Origin of the sequence: Helicobacter pylori (assembly GCF_001653455.1) — a bacterium.
In the GTDB taxonomy this organism is placed as follows: Bacteria; Campylobacterota; Campylobacteria; order Campylobacterales; family Helicobacteraceae; genus Helicobacter; species Helicobacter pylori_A.
The window spans coordinates 762681-781334 of sequence record NZ_CP011486.1 but is presented as its reverse complement, the minus strand read 5'-3'; the positions used below and the strand labels follow the sequence as shown (position 1 = coordinate 781334).

At 38.6% G+C, this 18654-nt stretch carries 12 protein-coding genes, 1 other RNA gene and 2 pseudogenes; 9 read left to right on the top strand and 6 right to left on the bottom strand.

What is annotated here, in order from left to right; all coding sequences use genetic code 11:
* The first annotated feature begins 24 nt into the window (after positions 1 to 24).
* The 6 genes from tig to AA977_RS03640 are packed head-to-tail and all read left to right on the top strand — an operon-like array spanning position 25 to position 7388.
* Positions 25 to 1380, top strand: coding sequence for a trigger factor (tig, locus tag AA977_RS03665; protein WP_064434628.1), 1356 nt, complete (start codon positions 25 to 27; stop codon positions 1378 to 1380).
* Positions 1381 to 1400: 20 nt separating this feature from the next.
* Complete coding sequence (gene clpP, locus AA977_RS03660) at positions 1401 to 1988, top strand: ATP-dependent Clp endopeptidase proteolytic subunit ClpP (protein ID WP_000540573.1); 588 nt, start codon at positions 1401 to 1403, stop codon at positions 1986 to 1988.
* Between the two features lie 4 nt (positions 1989 to 1992).
* Complete coding sequence (def, locus tag AA977_RS03655) at positions 1993 to 2520, top strand: peptide deformylase (RefSeq protein WP_064434627.1); 528 nt, start codon at positions 1993 to 1995, stop codon at positions 2518 to 2520.
* 2 nt (positions 2521 to 2522) lie between these two features.
* On the top strand, positions 2523 to 4043 hold the full coding sequence (locus tag AA977_RS03650) for a YifB family Mg chelatase-like AAA ATPase (RefSeq protein ID WP_064434626.1): 1521 nt from the start codon (positions 2523 to 2525) through the stop codon (positions 4041 to 4043).
* 23 nt (positions 4044 to 4066) lie between these two features.
* Positions 4067 to 6127, top strand: a complete 2061-nt coding sequence (locus tag AA977_RS03645) for a heavy metal translocating P-type ATPase (RefSeq protein ID WP_064434625.1) — start codon at positions 4067 to 4069, stop codon at positions 6125 to 6127.
* Between the two features lie 46 nt (positions 6128 to 6173).
* A complete protein-coding gene (locus AA977_RS03640; protein WP_064434624.1) occupies positions 6174 to 7388 on the top strand; it encodes a restriction endonuclease subunit S in 1215 nt (404 codons plus the stop codon).
* A gap of 659 nt (positions 7389 to 8047) precedes the next feature.
* On the opposite strand, the gene hofF is transcribed toward AA977_RS03640, so the two are convergent.
* From hofF to secA, 3 genes and pseudogenes are all read right to left on the bottom strand, one after another.
* Entirely contained in the window at positions 8048 to 9547 is a 1500-nt protein-coding gene (gene hofF / locus AA977_RS03630) for an outer membrane beta-barrel protein HofF (RefSeq protein ID WP_064434623.1), read from the bottom strand.
* Between the two features lie 281 nt (positions 9548 to 9828).
* Positions 9829 to 11060: pseudogene (locus AA977_RS03625) on the bottom strand (FtsX-like permease family protein).
* On the bottom strand, positions 11050 to 13647 hold the full coding sequence (gene secA / locus AA977_RS03620) for a preprotein translocase subunit SecA (protein WP_064434622.1): 2598 nt from the start codon (positions 13645 to 13647) through the stop codon (positions 11050 to 11052). The pseudogene AA977_RS03625 and the gene secA overlap by 11 nt, the downstream one beginning before the upstream one ends.
* Positions 13648 to 13791: 144 nt before the next feature.
* Between secA and lolA the strand changes: the two genes are divergently transcribed.
* The 3 genes from lolA to AA977_RS03605 all read left to right on the top strand — a co-directional run bounded on the left by lolA (position 13792) and on the right by AA977_RS03605 (position 15355).
* A complete protein-coding gene (gene lolA, locus AA977_RS03615) occupies positions 13792 to 14346 on the top strand; it encodes a LolA-like outer membrane lipoprotein chaperone (RefSeq protein WP_064434621.1) in 555 nt (184 codons plus the stop codon).
* Positions 14347 to 14401: 55 nt separating this feature from the next.
* Positions 14402 to 14786: a transfer-messenger RNA gene (gene ssrA / locus AA977_RS03610) on the top strand.
* A gap of 41 nt (positions 14787 to 14827) precedes the next feature.
* A complete protein-coding gene (locus tag AA977_RS03605) occupies positions 14828 to 15355 on the top strand; it encodes a hypothetical protein (RefSeq protein ID WP_064434620.1) in 528 nt (175 codons plus the stop codon).
* A 6-nt stretch (positions 15356 to 15361) separates the two neighbouring features.
* Here AA977_RS03605 and AA977_RS03600 read toward each other — a convergent pair.
* From AA977_RS03600 to AA977_RS03590, 3 genes and pseudogenes are all read right to left on the bottom strand, one after another.
* Positions 15362 to 16730: pseudogene (locus AA977_RS03600) on the bottom strand (outer membrane family protein).
* 82 nt (positions 16731 to 16812) lie between these two features.
* A complete protein-coding gene (locus tag AA977_RS03595; protein ID WP_064434619.1) occupies positions 16813 to 18099 on the bottom strand; it encodes a DDE transposase in 1287 nt (428 codons plus the stop codon).
* Between the two features lie 256 nt (positions 18100 to 18355).
* On the bottom strand, positions 18356 to 18622 hold the full coding sequence (locus AA977_RS03590; protein WP_064434618.1) for a hypothetical protein: 267 nt from the start codon (positions 18620 to 18622) through the stop codon (positions 18356 to 18358).
* Positions 18623 to 18654: the final 32 nt, after the last annotated feature.

The following is an 18654-nucleotide window of genomic DNA, read 5'->3' as shown; positions in this document are numbered from 1 at the left end:
AATTTTTAACCATTAAGGAAAAAGATGAATCTTGAAGTGAAAAAGATTGACACCGCTAACGCTTGTTTGAGTGCTAAACTTTCCATTGAAGATTTAGAAAAGCGTTATGATAAAATCGCTCAAAAAATCGCCCAAAAAGTTAAGATTGACGGCTTTAGAAGAGGTAAAGTCCCCCTTAGTTTAGTGAAAAGTCGCTATCAAGCTCAAGTTGAGCAAGACGCCCAAGAAGAAATGTTTCAAGAGATTTTAAAAAACGCTCTTAAAGAATTAGGGATTGAAGCTAAGGATCTCATCGGTAGCCCCAATTTCACTAAATTTGAAAAAAAAGACACGCATTTTGAAATAGAAGCGGATATCGGCTTGAAACCCACGATCGTGTTAGACCAGATCAAAGAGTGTGTGCCTAGCGTGGGAGTGGAAGTTCCAAATGAAGAAAAGGTTAATGAGCGTTTGAAACAATTCGCTAAAGACTATGCGAAGTTTATAGACACTGACGCTCAAAAAAAAGCTCAAAACGACGATAAATTAACGATTGATTTTGAAGGCTTTATAGACAATGCGCCTTTTGAAGGGGGCAAGGCTCAAAATTTCAGTTTGATTTTAGGCAGTAAGCAAATGCTAGGAGATTTTGAAAAAGCTCTTTTAGGCATGCAAGCAGGTGAAGAGAAAGAATTTTCTTTGACTTTCCCTAGCGATTATCATGCAGGGCATTTAGCCGGTAAAGAAGCCCTTTTTAAAGTGAAATTGCACCAGATTCAAGCGCGTGAAGTGTTAGAAATCAATGACGAACTCGCTAAAATCGTCTTAGCTAATGAAGAAAATGCGACTTTGGAGCTTTTAAAAGAAAGGGTTAAAGGGCAATTATTTTTAGAAAATAAGGCTAGGCTCTACAATGAAGAGTTGAAAGAAAAATTGATTGAAAATTTAGATGAAAAAATCCTTTTTGATTTGCCTAAAACGATCATAGAGCAAGAAATGGATTTGTTATTCAGGAACGCTCTTTATTCCATGCAAGCAGAGGAAGTCAAATCCTTGCAAGAAAATCAAGAAAAAGCCAAAGAAAAGCGTGAAAGTTTTAGGAATGATGCGACAAAAAGCGTGAAAATCACTTTCATCATTGACGCTTTAGCTAAAGAAGAAAAAATTGGCGTGCATGATAATAAAGTCTTTCAAACCTTGTATTATGAAGCGCTGATGACAGGGCAAAACCCAGAAAATCTCATTGAGCAATACCGCAAAAACAACATGTTAGCAGCGGTGAAAATGGCGATGATTGAAGATAGGGTGCTGACTTATTTCTTAGATAAAAACCTATCTAAAGAGCAACAAGAAATTTTAGAAAAAATGAGGCCCAACGCTCAAAAAACTCAAGTGGGCTGAACGGCTAAAAAGGAGAGATGATGGGATACATTCCTTATGTGATAGAGAATACCGATCGTGGGGAGCGCAGTTATGATATTTACTCGCGCCTTTTAAAGGATCGCATCGTTTTATTGAGCGGTGAGATTAATGACAGCGTGGCGTCTTCTATTGTGGCCCAACTCTTGTTTTTGGAAGCTGAAGATCCTGAAAAAGACATTGGTTTGTATATCAATTCTCCTGGTGGGGTGATAACAAGCGGTCTTAGTATTTATGATACGATGAATTTTATCCGCCCTGATGTTTCTACGATTTGCATCGGTCAAGCGGCTTCTATGGGGGCGTTTTTATTGAGCTGTGGGGCTAAGGGCAAGCGCTTTTCATTGCCTCATTCAAGGATTATGATCCACCAGCCTTTAGGGGGGGCTCAAGGGCAAGCGAGCGATATTGAAATCATTTCTAACGAAATTCTCAGGCTTAAGGGTTTGATGAATTCTATTTTGGCTCAAAATTCAGGGCAAAGCTTAGAGCAAATCGCTAAAGACACGGATAGGGATTTTTACATGAGCGCTAAAGAAGCTAAAGAATATGGCTTGATTGATAAAGTGTTGCAAAAAAATGTGAAGTGATCGCATGGCGTTATTAGAAATTATCCATTACCCTTCTAAAATCTTAAGAACGATTTCTAAAGAGGTTGTTTCTTTTGATGAAAAACTCCACCAACAACTAGATGACATGTATGAAACCATGATAGAAAGTGAAGGGATAGGGTTAGCGGCGATTCAAGTGGGCTTACCCTTAAGAATGCTGCTTATCAACCTCCCACGAGAAGATGGCGTGCAGTATAAAGAGGATTGCCTAGAAATCATTAACCCTAAATGGATAGAAACGAAGGGGTCAATGATGTATAGAGAAGGGTGCTTGTCTGTGCCGGGGTTTTATGAAGAAGTGGAGCGTTTTGAAAAGGTTAAAATAGAGTATCAAAACCGCTTCGCTGAAGTGAAAGTTTTAGAAGCGAGCGAGTTGTTAGCGGTAGCCATTCAGCATGAGATAGACCATCTCAATGGCGTGTTATTCGTGGATAAATTGTCCATTTTGAAGCGTAAAAAATTTGAAAAAGAACTCAAAGAATTAAATAAAAATCCCAAAAACAAGTCCTAGCCATGATTAACACGATATTTTGCGCGACCATGCAAAAGGGGGTGGCAGAAATCGTGGCTGTGGAAGCGACTTTCACAAGGGCTTTACCGGCGTTTGTGATTTCAGGTCTTGCTAACAATTCTATCCAAGAAGCCAAGCAGCGAGTCCAATCAGCCTTACAAAATAACGATTTCACTTTCCCGCCTTTAAAAATCACCATCAACCTTTCGCCTTCAGATTTGCCTAAATCCGGGAGCCATTTTGACTTGCCTATCGCTCTTTTAATCGCTTTGCAAAAACAAGAATTAAGCGCTAAAGAGTGGTTTGCTTTTGGGGAGTTAGGGCTTGATGGCAAGATCAAACCCAATTCTAACATTTTCCCCATGCTTTTAGACATTGCCATTAAACGCCCCCATGCAAAAATCATTGCACCTAAAGCGAATGAAGAGCTTTTTTCGCTCATTCCTAATTTGCAATGCTTTTTTGTGGAGCATTTTAAAGAAGCCTTAGAAATCTTGCAAAACCCTGAAATCAAAGCGCACACCCACATTAAAAACCTCCCTTTTGAAACGATAGAAATCCACCATAAAGAGTATTATTTTTCAGACACCTACGCTTTAGATTTTAAAGAAGTTAGGGGGCAAGCTATCGCTAAAGAAGCCGCTTTGATCGCTAGCGCCGGGTTTCATAACCTGCTTTTAGAAGGAAGTCCAGGGTGCGGTAAAAGCATGATCGTTAATCGCATGCGTTATATTTTACCTCCCTTAAGTTTGAATGAAATCCTAGAAGCCACAAAATTACGCATTTTAAGCGAGCAAGACAGCGCCTATTACCCCTTAAGAAGCTTTAGAAACCCGCACCAAAGCGCTTCAAAATCCAGCATTTTAGGCTCAAGCTCTTTAAAAGAGCCAAAACCTGGCGAAATCGCATTGGCACATAACGGCATGCTTTTTTTTGACGAATTGCCCCATTTTAAAAAGGATATTTTGGAAGCCTTAAGAGAGCCTTTGGAAAACAATAAATTAGTGATCTCACGAGTGCATAGTAAGATTGAATACGAAACCTCTTTTTTGTTTGTAGGGGCTCAAAACCCTTGTTTGTGTGGGAATTTACTCAGCACCACTAAAGCATGCCGTTGTCAAGATAGAGAAATCACGCAGTATAAAAACCGCTTGAGCGAGCCTTTTTTGGATAGGATTGATTTGTTTGTGCAAATGGAAGAGGGGAGCTATAAAGACGCGCCGTCGCACTCTTGGACTTCAAAAGAAATGCACCAATTAGTATTATTAGCTTTCAAACAGCAAAAGTTAAGAAAACAAAGCGTTTTTAATGGTAAGCTTAATGAAGAGCAGATCGAACGATTTTGCCCTTTAAATTTTGAAGCGCAAAAGTTGTTGGAGCAGGCGGCTGAAAGGTTTAATCTGTCCATGCGCTCTATCAATAAAGTCAAAAAGGTCGCTAGAACGATTGCAGATTTAAACGCTTGCGAGAATATAGAAAAATCTCACATGCTTAAAGCGTTGAGTTTTAGAAAAATTTCTTAAAATTTTTTAATAAGGGAGAGAAAATGCAAGAATACCACATTCATAATTTGGATTGCCCTGATTGTGCAGCTAAATTGGAAAGGGATTTGAACAAACTAGACTATGTGAAAAAAGCTCAAATCAATTTCAGCACCAGTAAGTTGTTTTTGGATACGAGCGATTTTGAAAAGGTTAAGGCTTTCATCAAGCAAAACGAACCGCATTTGAGCCTGTCTTTTAAAGAAGCCGTAGAAAAGCCCTTGAGTTTTACCCCACTCATCAGCACGATTATTGTCTTTTTGGGCGCGATTTTAATCTTGCACCTTGATCCTAGCCCTTTCATTGAAAAAGCGGTGTTTGTGGTGCTAGCATTAGTGTATCTCATAAGCGGTAAAGATGTGATTTTAGGGGCGTTTCGTGGGCTTAGAAAAGGGCAATTCTTTGATGAAAACGCTCTCATGCTCATTGCGACTATTGCGGCTTTTTGCGTGGGGGCTTATGAAGAAAGCGTCTCTATTATGGTGTTTTATTCAGCGGGTGAGTTTTTGCAAAAACTCGCTATTGCACGCTCTAAAAAATCCCTTAAAGCTTTAGTGGATGTCGCTCCTAATTTGGCTTATTTGAAAAAGGGCGATGAGCTAGTGAGCGTTGCACCTGAAGATTTGCAAATCAATGACATTGTGGTGGTGAAAGTGGGCGAAAAAGTGCCTGTTGATGGCGTGGTGATCAAAGGCGAGAGTTTGCTAGATGAAAGGGCGTTGAGCGGGGAGTCCATGCCTGTTAATGTTAAAGAAAATTCCAAAGTTTTAGGGGGGAGTTTGAATTTAAAGGCGGTGCTTGAAATTCAAGTAGAAAAAAGGTATAAAGATTCTTCTATCGCTAAAGTGGTGGATTTAGTCCAGCAAGCCACGAATGAAAAGAGCGAAACGGAGAAATTTATCACTAAATTTTCACGCTACTACACCCCAAGCGTTTTATTCATTGCGTTAATGATCGCTGTATTACCGCCCTTGTTTTCTATGGGGAGCTTTGATGAGTGGATTTATAGGGGGCTTGTGGCTTTAATGGTGAGCTGTCCTTGCGCGTTAGTGATTTCTGTGCCTTTGGGGTATTTCGGAGGCGTGGGAGCGGCGAGCCGAAAGGGTATTTTAATGAAAGGCGTGCATGTTTTAGAGGTGCTTACCCAAGCTAAAAGCATCGCCTTTGATAAAACCGGCACCTTGACTAAAGGCGTTTTTAAGGTGATGGATATTGTGCCGCAAAACGGGCATTCTAAAGAAGAAGTTTTGCATTACGCTTCTTGTTCGCAGCTCTTATCCACGCACCCCATCGCTTTATCCATTCAAAAAGCTTGCGAAGAAATGTTAAAAGACGATAAGCACCAGCATGACATTAAAAATTACGAAGAATTGAGCGGAATGGGGGTTAAAGCGCAATGCCATACGGATTTGATCATCGCAGGGAATGAAAAAATGCTCGATCAATTCAATATCGCGCACAGCCCTTCCCCAGAAAACGGCACGATCGTGCATGTGGCTTTTAACCAAAATTATATCGGCTACATTGTCATTAGCGATGAGATTAAAGATGACGCCATAGAGTGTTTGAGGGATTTAAAAGCGCAAGGGATAGAAAATTTTTGCATTTTGAGTGGGGATAGGAAAAGCGCGACTGAAAGCATTGCAAAAACTCTAGGGTGCGAATATCATGCGAGCTTGTTGCCTGAAGAAAAAACGAGCGTGTTTAAAACCTTTAAAGAGCGCTATAAAGCCCCGGCGATTTTTGTAGGCGATGGCATCAATGATGCGCCAACTCTAGCGAGCGCTGATGTGGGGATTGGCATGGGGAAAGGCTCAGAATTGAGCAAGCAAAGCGCGGACATTGTCATCACGAACGATTCTTTAAATTCGCTAGTGAAAGTCCTAGCGATCGCTAAAAAAACAAAAAGCATCATCTGGCAAAATATCTTGTTTGCTTTAGGGATTAAGGCGGTTTTTATCGTGCTAGGGCTTATGGGGGTAGCGAGCTTGTGGGAAGCGGTCTTTGGCGATGTGGGGGTTACGCTTTTAGCCTTGGCTAATTCCATGCGTGCGATGAGGGCTTAAAGCCTTGATCTAATCATTAAAGAGCTAGAAGCTTAAGGAGGCAAAAATGAACAAAATAGAAAAATTACTCCAAACCCTAGCGCCTGATGGGGTGGGGTTTAGGAAGTTGGGGGAGGTGTGTGAAATAATTAGAGGTAAAAGGGTTACAAAAAAAGAAATATTGGATAAAGGAAAATATCCTGTTGTATCTGGTGGGATAGGATTTATGGGGTATTTGAATGAATATAACAGAGAGGAAAATACAATCACTATAGCTCAATATGGAACCGCCGGATTTGTCAATTGGCAAAATCAAAAGTTTTGGGCGAATGATGTTTGTTTTTCTGTTATTCCAAACGAAACCCTAATCAATAGATACCTTTATTATGTATTAACAAACATGCAAAATTATTTATATTCTATTTCAAATAGAAGCGCTATACCTTATAGCATTTCTAGTAATAACATTATGCAAATCACAGAATTAAACACAGAATTAAAAGCGCGAAAAAAGCAATACGAGTATTACCGAAACATGCTTTTAGACTTTAACGACATCAACCAAAGCCACAAAGACGCTAAAGAAAGATTAGCGCACAAAACCTACCCCAAACGCTTGAAAGCCTTACTCCAAACCCTGGCGCCTGATGGGGTGGGGTTTAGGAAGTTGGGGGATATTGGGGAATATATAAGAGGCGTTACTTATAAAAAAAATCAAGAAATCAATGACCTAGAATGTGGAATTAAGGTATTACGAGCAAATAATATAACGCTATCAAATTATTTAAATTTTGAAGAGATTAAGGTTATCAATAAAAATGTAAAAATTAAAAAAGAGCAATACCTTAAAAAAAACGACATTTTAATTTGTGCTGGGAGTGGAAGTAGCGAACATATAGGAAAAGTAGCTTTTATCAATACAGATCTTAACTATGTTTTTGGTGGCTTTATGGGAGTGATTAGAATTCGTGAGGTAAATAGTCGCTTTGTGTATCATATTTTTACAAGTAATATTTTTAAACAATATTTAGAAAAATCTTTGAATACAACAACAATAAACAACTTGAATGCAAACATACTACAAAATTTTTTAATCCCCATCCCACCCCTAGAAATCCAACAAGAGATCGTTAAGATTTTGGATCAATTTTCAGCTCTAACCACCGATTTGCAATCCGGTATCCCCGCCGAAATAGAATTGAGAAAAAAGCAATACGAGTATTACCGAGAAAAATTATTGGCGTTCAAACCACTAAACCCACAAAAAGAAGTTAAAAAATGAGCATTTTTTACAATCAATAATAAAGAGCTTGATTTTTATCAAGCGATAGCCTCTAAAAAAAGCGGTCTTTTAGGGGGATTTAGTTGGGGGTTGTAGGGGGAGAATGATTTCAAAATACCCCCTATCCCCTTAAAAAATGAGTTTGAAATAAAACTTAAAAAATGAGTTTTTAAGTTTTGCTATAAGCTTAATAAAACAAATTTTAAAATGATAAAACAAAAAAATCCCATTTTTAAAAATAAAAGTTTTAGTATCACAGAGCCAAAAATACCCATAGCGTAGTGAAACCGCCCCTTGCTAAAGCAAGGAGCTTCCTAACTAAAGCGTCCCAACGGACGCTAACACGAAAGGCTTTGTTCTTTAAAGTCTGCATGGATATTTCCTACCCCAAAAAGACTGGAGGTATTTTGCTATCTTTTAGCTTAAATATAGCCTAACGGCTATGCATTTATATCTCCGCCCTAAAGGACGGAGTTTTTCGTGCGGTTGGGATAAAAAAACTTAAAAATTTTAACGCTTTTTGCAAACAAGTCTTAAGCTAAAAGGGGCGGTAAAATGGTTTTTGATTTAAGATTAAAAATGAAGTATCAGCTATTTTAACGGGTGTTTATGGCTAGGCGTTTTTAACAACCCCCTTTAAAAAGGGGTGTCAAAGGGGTTTAAAGTTTCCACACTATCTCGGTAAAAATGTGGCTTCTGTCTTGATCGGTTGCGGGTTGGCTGTCTAATTTTGGCCCGTTCCACCCCATTTTATAGCCTTGATGCATCAACACATTGTAATACTCAAACTTAATGTCGGCTGAGAAATTTTTAGTGAATTTATAGCCTAAGTTGAGCGATAGGACTTGTTCATTAGCCCTAGGCCCGTAAGTCAAACGCCCTAATAAACCCCAAAGGAGTTTCCTATGCACGCCACCGCCAAAGGCAAACACAGTAAAAGCGTTCGCATCCATCATATAAGACAAAGAGTTAAGGGTGTTCGCATAAACGCTGTTCGTCCAAAAGTCAAAGCCTAAGCGGTTACCATGGTAGCCTATCATCCAGTTAGCGTTCCCAAAGGATTTATAAATCCCAAAACCAAAATTGTATTCATTCCATTCAAACTTTTGTTTGATCATCAAGCTGTGCGCGTTTTTACCGGCTGGCATGCCAAATTGATAGGTGTCCCAAAAACTTTTAGCGTAAAAAGGATTAAGCACGGTAACATCCGTTTGAGAGCGGAACCCTAAACCGGTAAAAGTGGGGTTACTATCATAAGTGATCGTAAAGTTAGGGTCGTATTCGTTAAAGGGTGAAAAATAGACAAAAGGCTGAATGCTCCAACCCTTATAATTCCAAATGATGTAAAAGGCATGCACCCCAGGGTTTATGGTTTTTCCGTTTTTAAGGGTGTAGGTTTTGGGCGAATAGAAATTATAAAGCCACTCGTTATAGGCAAAGCCACGACCAAAAGAGCTAAACCACCAGAATTTGAAATTCCCTAAATTTAAGGTCATATCCAAGCCTTGGTTGTAACCACTCATGTAATCCGCTGGGGATTCGTATCTCCCGCCTCTAATTTCAAAAATATCTTTGTAGTTGTAGCGCAAGTAGGCGTTATAAATCACATAGTTTCTCGTGTGATCGGCATAAGTTTTTGCGCAAGTGGAAGCCGCTAAAGCTTCTTGATCGGATAACTGCGTCATTTCAGCTTGAGTCATCTTATCGTATTGGCCTTGGGTCAAATTCCCTGTAGCTAGCCCGCAAGTTGCCCATGGTTTTTGCCCCACAAGACCGCCCCAATAACCCACATAGTTCCAAGCCATAGATCCATAGGGTTTCCCTGTAACTTCGTTAATAAAGTCTTTAGTGCTATCATAAATAACAGCACCCCCCCAACCTCCAAGACTCCCGTCTAAATGATGCCCGTTAGCCGTAGCGCTTTTGGGTAAAAGCTCGGTAAAATCCACCTGCATGTAAGCCATAATCGTCATAAAGGTTTCGGTAGGGTAAATCCCTTTATTGGTATTGATGGGCTTATTGTTAAAGCCGACTTTAGAGAAACTTTCAGCACCCGCTTTAATTTTAGCGATTTTACCCAAATCAAAAGCCTGACTTTGAGAAGAGAATAAAAAAAGAAGCGTTGCGATATTTTTAGCAGATGCAACTTTATAGTTCATGTTAACCCTTAGTATAAACTAAAAATTCTAAATTGAGTAAGCCAACACCATTCAAAGAAAATTTTTTCTTACAGATCTTAGACATCTAATCAGTCTGTTCATCTTTCATCCTTTTTGCTACGAAGTCCGACTTACAAAGTTAACCCTTAACTAAGTCGTGCGTTAATACTAGCATAATATTATGGTTTTTTTTTTAATTTTAAGGATAAAATTTGCCTCTGTTAGTCAAATATGGAAACTTAAAAGCCTTATTTAATCTCAATATTATTTATTTTTTTAATTTATTCATTCCTTAACACGCTCAAAGCGTCAATATGAGAAGCTTTTTTAGACGGGTAATAAGAAGAAAGGGCTACGATAACCACCGATCCTATTAAAGTGAGGAGAAAATCCATTAAAGACAAATCTAAAGGCAAGGTATTGATGCCATAAACGTCTTCTGGGAGCGAAATGATAGGGAACACGCTCAAAAGATACATGCTCACAAACGCTAAAACCACCCCAAGGATCACGCCGCCCAAACCAATGATATTCCCCAAATAAAAAAGGTTTTTTGGATTTCTTTTTGACTGCTTCCCATGCTAAAGAGCAGGGCGATTTCTTTACGCCGGTTCATCACCACCATTAAAAGCGAGCTGATAATATTCAAAGACGCCATTAAAATAATGAGCATTAGCACAATGAATAACGCTCTTTTTTCTAACTCCATTGCTGAGAAAAAATTCCCGTTTTGTTGCCACCACCCTTCAATGCCTATGCCATGGTGGTTGATTGTTTTAAGGGTGTTGCGGATATTTTCAATATCCTTCATAGGCGTTTTAGAATAGACATGCACCCCATCATAAAGCCCTAAAGGCAATCTTCTGATCGCGCTTAAGGCTTGAATGTTAGTGTACATGTAGCTCATGTCATAAGATTTTAATCCTGAATCAAAACCGCCTTTGATGACAAAGCGTTTCATGATAGGGGAGAGGGTCAGGCCTGTTGGCTCTAATTCAGTGAAAAACAAATCGGCTTTTTGGTTGAGATCCAAATTCAAGCTATACCTCAAGCTTTTCCCTATAATCAAACTAAAAGGGTTTTTGATAAGTTCTTTTTCATCTATATTTTTTAAAGCGTCGTTTAAAACTTCATTGATGCGTCTTTCTTTAGAAAAATCAACCCCAAACACAACCCCACCATTCATAGAATGCGCGCTTTTAATCAAACTTTGGGTTTGCAAATAGGGGCTAAAAAGCAAGTTAGGGAATTCTTTTTCTAAGGCTTGAACCACCCCTTCGCTAATCCCATAAGGGCTTGTGGTATAGAGCGTTAAGGGGTAATTCATCACAAAAAGCTTTTTTTCAAATTCCTTACTCATGCCGTTCATGATCGCCATAGCCACAATTAAAACCATCACACCAACCGCCACGCCAAAGAAAGCCAACAAAGCGGTGATGCTAATGAAAGGCTGGCTTTTATCAAAACGCAAATAACGCTCGATAAGGAAAAAGATTAAGGATCTATTTGGCAAACAAGCCCTTTTTAGGCCCGCTTTTAGCGCAACAATCTTTATATTTTTTACCGCTCCCGCAAGGGCAAGGCTCGTTTCTTTTAGGGGTTTTAGAAAAAGCTTTCATGGCCACATTCAAGTCTTCATCTAAAGCCTCTTCATGGCGGTAAGTTACGCTCTCATGCTCTCTTTCTTCGCTAAAATTGTCCAAATAACGCTCTGCATCGCTAGAATCCTGCTCGTTTTCAAACTGGATCTTAGAAAAGGTTTTGATCGCTTCCATTTTAATGTCTTCAATGAGTTCTAAGAAAAGGTTGTAACTCTCTTTTTTGTATTCTACGAGAGGGTCTTTTTGGTTATAGCCTCTTAAATTAATGCCAGTTTTGAGGTTATCCATCGTGTAAAGGTGCTCTCGCCATGCGTTATCTAAAATCTGCAAATACACAATGCGTTCGATCCGGCTTCTTTGTTCGCTGTCTAAAGCTTTCATTTTGTTTTCATAATCGTTTTTGAGTTTTTCTGCGACAAAATTTTCAATAGAGTCGGCTTGTTCTAAATTTTCTAGCTCAATGTTGGTGTTAAAATCTTCTTTTAAGATATTTTTAAGCCCTAAAAGTTCCTCTTTAGATAAATTTTGATGGTCAAAAGCTTTGAGTTTAGAAAAGATTTGATTGAGCGCGTATTCTCTGTTTTCAGCGATTTTAGCGCCAATATTGTAATTGACATCTAGTAATTCATCTCTAAACTTATACACGCTTTTTCGTTGCTCATTAGCGACATCATCGTATTCTAACAAATGCTTACGGCTTTCAAAATGCAAGTTCTCCACTTTTTTTTGCGCGTTTTCCACCGCCCTTGTTACAAGCTTGGATTCAATGTGTTCGCCATCTTTAAGCCCTAATTTTTCCATCACCCCCTTAATCCTGTCGCTCCCAAAAATACGCAACAAATTGTCTTCTAAACTCAAATAAAATTGGCTTGTTCCCGGATCGCCTTGTCTTCCGCTTCGCCCCCTTAATTGGTTGTCAATCCTGCGGCTCTCATGCCTTTCAGTGCCAATGATATACAGCCCCCCAAGCTCTTTAATCTCATCGGTGAGCTTAATATCAACGCCTCTTCCGGCCATGTTAGTTGCAATCGTAACCGCCCCTTTAAGCCCGGCGTCTTTGATGATTTCAGCTTCTTTGGTGTGTTGTTTGGCGTTTAAAACGGTGTGAGGGATGCGCTCTTTTTTGAGTAAAGCATGCAAGGTTTCACTCTTTTCAATGCTGGCCGTGCCGACTAAAACGGGCTGACCCTTATCGTGCAATTCCTTAATCTTAAGAATCACTGCATCAAATTTTTCTTTTTCGCTTTTATAGATTAAATCGTTCAAATCTTTTCGTTTGATCGCTAGATTAGTGGGGATAGACACCACTTCTAAATTATAAATTTCTAAAAATTCTGTGGCTTCGGTTTGAGCCGTGCCTGTCATTCCAGAAAGTTTAGAAAACATCCTGAAATAATTTTGGAAAGTAATATCCGCTAAAGTCTGGCTCTCTTCTTTAATGCTCACGCCCTCTTTAGCCTCTAAAGCTTGATGCAAGCCCTCACTAAAGCGCCTCCCCTCAGACAAACGGCCGGTAAATTCATCCACAATCACCACTTCATTATTGGCTACAATATAATCTTTATCAATAAAAAAGAGATAATTCGCTTTCAAGGCTTGATCTAAATGGTGCGATAAGGCAGCGTTTTCAATCTTGTATAAATTATCCACTCCAAAAAGGTTTTCGGCTTTTTTAATCCCCTCTTCAGTGATCAAAATCGCGCGGTTTTTTTCATCGATCGTGAAATCGGTTTCCACTTGCATGCTTTTAGCGACTTCATCAGCCTTATTATAATTTTCCATGCGCCTATCCACAGGCCCTGAAATGATTAGGGGGGTTCTCGCTTCATCAATTAAAATAGAATCCACTTCATCAACAATGGCAAACGCATGCGATTTTTGCACCTTATGCTCTAAAGAATATTTCATGTTATCCCTTAGATAATCAAAGCCAAATTCATTATTAGTGCCATAAACAATGTCTTTAGAATAAATTTCTAAGCGTTCATCATCGTCTCGCACGCTCGCCGTGATCGTGCCTACGCTATAACCTAAGAAATGATATAAAGGCTCCATTTCTTTAGAGTCCCTATGCGCTAGGTAATCATTAACGGTTACCACATACACGCTTTCGCCCTTCATTGCATTCAAAGCCACCGCTAAAGTAGCGACTAAAGTTTTTCCCTCGCCGGTTTTCATTTCAGCGATTTTGCCGTCATTTAAAACCATGCCCCCAATGAGTTGCACATCAAAATGGCGCATGTTTAAGACTCTTTTGCTCGCTTCTCTAGTGATGGCAAAACTTTCTGGTAAGACTTCTAAAAGGGTTTTTTTTTGCAAATCTTTTTCTGCGGATCGCACGCGCTTTTTTAACTCTTCAAAAGCGTTTTGCAGCTCAGCATCGCTCATTTTTTCATAAGTAGACTCTAATGCATTGATAGCTAGGACTTTTTTCTTGTATTGTTTGATCCAGCGATCGTTTCTAGTGCCAATGATTTTTCCAATGATTGCTTTTATCATAGTAGTAATAACCTTATTAAGAGTGCTTCAATATTTTAATATAATAAAGCGTTAGTTTTTAGCCCCATTTTAGCATGGATAAAATAAAAGTCTTGTAAAATAGAGAGTTTTATTGGAACAGGATATTATTTTAAGGTTTGATTGATGAAAGCTTTTTTAAAGATTGTGATGGTTTTGATTTTTATGGGTGTTGCTCACGCTAAAGATCCTTTGATTGTTTCTAAAGAAGAAGAGGTTTTGAGCCATTTAGAAAGTTTTAGCGCGCATTTCAAACAGGTTTTAAAAAATGAAAAGCCTTTAGTTTATCATGGGGTTTTAAAGGCTAAAGCCCCTAATTGGGCTTTATGGGTTTATGAAAAACCTTTAAAAAAAGAAATTTACATGAACGATAAAGAAGTGGTGATTTATGAGCCTAACTTGTTTCAAGCGACCATTACGCCCTTGAAAGACAAGACGGATTTTTTCACCATTCTTAAGCGATTGAAAAAGCAAGATGACGGCTCTTTTAAAACGATGATCAATAAAACCACTTATCGTTTGGTGTTTAAAGACGGCAAGCCTTTTTCGTTGGAATTTAAAGATGAAATGAACAATCTTGTAACGATCACTTTTTCTCAAGTAGAAATTAACCCCAAAATCCCTACTGAAATCTTTGTCTTTAAGCCTAAAGATGAAAATATTGACATCGTGCGCCAATGATTTTAGCGATTCATTAATAAAAATTAGTTAGAATAACCAAGCTTTTGAAAATTATGGGGCTGATCTTGGATTTCGACAAATTTCTTGTCGCGCAGATAGCATGTCAAGTGCTACTTGTAAAACAGCAACAAAAATAACTGTAAACAACACAGATTACGCTCCAGCTTACGCTAAAGCTGCGTGAGTTAATCTCCTTTTGGAGCTGGACTGATTAGAATTTCTAGCGTTTTAATCACTCCATAACCTTAAGCTAGACGCTTTTAAAAGGTGGTTCGCCTTTTAAACTAAGATTAAGAACTCTTGAAACTATCTTAAGGTTTTAGAAAGTTGGACCAAAGCTAGTTTTAAGGCTAAAAAGCTAATCAATTTTCTAAGCATGTAGAAGTTTGTGTTTAGGACAAGATTTTTGGACTGGGGTTCGATTCCCCACAGCTCCACCAAATTAGAAAAAAGTATCATATAGCGTATTTAAGGAAGGTAAATGCAGAAGTTTTTCTCTCGTTTTAGAAAGTGGGCGTTGCCCTTTTATTTTGTGAGCGCTTTAGCAGCGATTGATATTGATGAAGTGACAGAAGCTCAAGCTAACAGCGTCAAATTAAGCGATCAGTTAGTGAGCCTGAGCGATAAGCTTTTAGAAAAAGCGGTGGATAGGGGGCGAAATACCGATCACTTAAAAGATCTTAGCGATTTGCATGAAAAAATCAAACATTTGCGCTTGATTTTAGAGCCTAAGCCTAAGGACAAAGAAAATAATCCTAACTTAAAAGATCATCAAGGTTCTGAAACGATTGAAATCGGCGAAGCGGTTAAAAAGGCTTTAGGTGATCCGGTATTCCCCCAAGACGCTCTAGATGCCGCTTTGCAAATTGACAAACAGCTAGATTCTTTCAAGCAAGACAATTTGATTGATGTTAAGCCCTTAAAAGATGTTTTAGCCCAACTAGAAACCGAATTGAGAAAAGCCATTGATTTCCAAAAACAATGGCTCAATTCTACCAAACCTAATTGATAGGGTTTAAAAAAAGAATTTCACGCTAACCATAAGGTTACTCCTGTCTTGTGCATCAGCCTTGAAGGCTTTGTTGAAAGGGCCGGTGAGATAGTCTAGTTTATAGCCGTTGTGCATGCTGACCACATAGTATTCTAAATCCACATCAACTCTAGCAAAAGAACCCCATTTATAGCCCAAGTTCAAGTTAATGGATCTTTCGCTCGCTCTAGTGGCATAAGTGTATCTGCCTAAAATCCCCCATAAAAACCCTCTATACACCCCCCCCACCAAAGACATACCCAGAAACAGCGTCTGCGGTAATGGCGTTACTAAAAACCCCACCATAAACGCTGTTATTTCTTATATTAAAAGGGAGTGGGTTACCATACCAGCCAATCCTTGCGTTAGCGTTGCCAAAATTTTGATAATAACCAAAGCCAAAGTTAAATTCGTTGTAGTCAAAGCGTTGGTGGATAAGAAGCGAAGAGCCCCACTCGCCGATTTTAGAGTTACGCCAATACACATCGTATAAATCTTTAGCATAAATAGGGAAAATCACATTGATAAGGGTTTGAGATCGTAACCCTAAGCCTTTGAATTTAGGGTTGCTGTCAATATGGATTTTAATCCCGGGCGCTCCGTAAATCTTAGGTGAAAAATAAAAAAAGGGCGTGGCTTGAACATGCTTACTAGAAAAATAGACTTGCACAGCATGGATGCCATCATCAACTTCTTTTCTGCCATCTTCAGTGACAATAGGGGCATACCAATCTCGTATCCATTGCCCAAAAGCCAAAGCCCTCCCAAAAGAGCTGAACCATTTTAACGCTATTTTAGAGTTGATTTTATAATCCAGTTCAAAACCCTGTGTGTAGGAACTCATAAAATCCATGTTAGAAAGGTAGCACCCTAGCTTTAGGTGGAATTTATCGCCATAAGAATAAAACAAATAGGAATTATACAGCACATAATTACGGGTGTGAGCGTCAGATTCTATGATGGAGTCTTTCCAAGGAGCGTTGCCTAAAAACCCCCACCAGCGCCCTATATAATAATAAAGCTCTGAGCCATAGATTTGGTGCGTGGATTGATCAATTAAGGTTTTGGTAGAATCGTATGCAAGCGCTCCTAAAATCCCCCCAACGCCTATTTTTAAGCTGTGTTTTTCAATGTTTTTAGGGAGCAAGTTGGAATCCACTTGAAGTTTGATCGTAGCGGTTACAAAAGTCGCTGTAGGGAAAATCCCTTCTTTAGAATTGAGTTTGGAATGGTTAAACCCCACTTTAGAAAAAGATTCCGCTACCCCACTAAACTTATAATCAAAAGCCAATAAAGGGCTTTGAGTGTAAAGAATAGAAACAACCATTAGAGGTAATTTTTGAAATTTTAACACAGAATGAACCTTTGTTTAATTTTCAATCGTATCATAAGCCTATCTTTCTTAAAATCTTATTAAAAATAAAAATATTAAGATTTTATTCTTTGTTGGTTTGCATCAATTCAAACGAATACCCTAAAGCCTGATAAATTTGATTGTGGTAATGGACTTGATTGTCTTCTAAACTCTCTTGAAAAGACTTTTTAAAATGCGGATCCAGTATGTTTAAAAACATCTCTAGCCCTATCACGCTGGAATAATTCACCCAGTCATGCTTTAAATCACTTTCTAATAAAGAAGCGTATTCTATGAGGTTGGCGTCGCTATTTTGCAAGGCATTGACAATGAATAAATCTTTTCTGTCTTTAGGCTGGGTGAGCAAAAGCAAAGAAGGGTTGAAATTGATTTGCGTGGAAAGGATTTTAAAGGGCTTATATTCTAAAAGCCCTATTTGAGAAAGGATCAGACCGCTTTTAGTGGTGGGGGTGTTTAAAATCAAGATGGAATTTTTAAAAAACGCATCATTTTTTCTAAAATTTTTAGAAAAGCTCGTGGCTTGCTTATAAGAAATATTTTGTTGGTGTTTGACTTCAATGTTTAAAGACTCCGTGATTTGCCTCAAACGCTCGCCTATCAAACCATCATCATCGTATTCAATCACGGGCGAATTAGGGCTAATAAAAGCTGTGAGCATGCTTAATTGCTCTTTATAATCAATCCCTCCAAAATACAAGCGCTCGCTTAAAGAACGCTCGGCATGATTTTCTAATTGCGTTTTATTCACCGTAGGCACATAAGTAGGGATGCTAATCGTCGTGTTTTGGAGCAAATTTTCCACGCCCTCTTTAGTCAATAAGGCTATCACAAAAGGGAATTTTTCTTTTTCAATTTCCTTATAAGTTTGCTCTAATTTTTCAGGGGTTTCTTCATCGCTGTCAAAGACTTGGATATTAAAATCATTGTCTCTGGTGTTCAAATACGCTAAAAGGGTGTTCATCACCGAAATCGCATAACGGCCCACAACCCCTTTAGGCAGTAAAATCGCTAATTCAATCTTAGGCTCATAGCTTTCTTTAGTGGGGTTTTGAGAAGCGATGAATACGGGGTTGAGTTTGTTTAAAATGTCTTGATAATAAGTTTTTAGGCTATTATCTTGATTGTTATCATCGTATTGAGACACAAAAGAAAAGATTTGATTTTGCAGCATCAAGTCTTTCAAGCATTCCAAAGAGCAAGGCTCTGTCTTAATGATTTGCTGGTGCGCTGGGGGCAAGGGGGAAAACAAATAGCTTTTAGCGTTCAAGCTTATTGCGCAAAAAGTGGAAACAACCGAAACAACCAATATAAAGCGTTTGAAAAATCTTTTTCTTAAGGCGTATGGCATTTTCTAATATCTTTAAAATGAATTTTCTAAAATTTTATTATTATAGAATAATTTAACCCTAACAAGGGGACTGATTTTACCCCTACAAAACTCAAGAGAATTTTTCTAAGACGCACAAGATCTCAGTAAAAAATGATCCTAAACCCTATAAAACCCCTATTATAGGGACACAGAGCGAGGATTAAACCCTCTTTAACTTTAATTTTTTAACCATCAAAGGGTTAAATTGCGTGCATTTTCATGCTTTGATTATCCCCTAGCGCCAATTATAGATATAAGGCCTTAAGCTAATGCAATAATCTTTGGTGGTTAATATATCCGCATGCATGCTCCCTAATTGCCCGGATAAGACTTCTTGCACTCTTCTTAAATTGTTGATCTCAGTGCTTTGCGTGCTGATTATTTTTTTCAAGTCCCTTATTTCTTTAATCAAATCCGCATTACTGATCACCTTATTGGCTTGCACTGGATCCGCACTTAAAAAAACCAACGCTACACACCAACTCACAACGATTTTTTTCATTGCCACTCTCCTTTTTATTCTTTCTGCTCAGC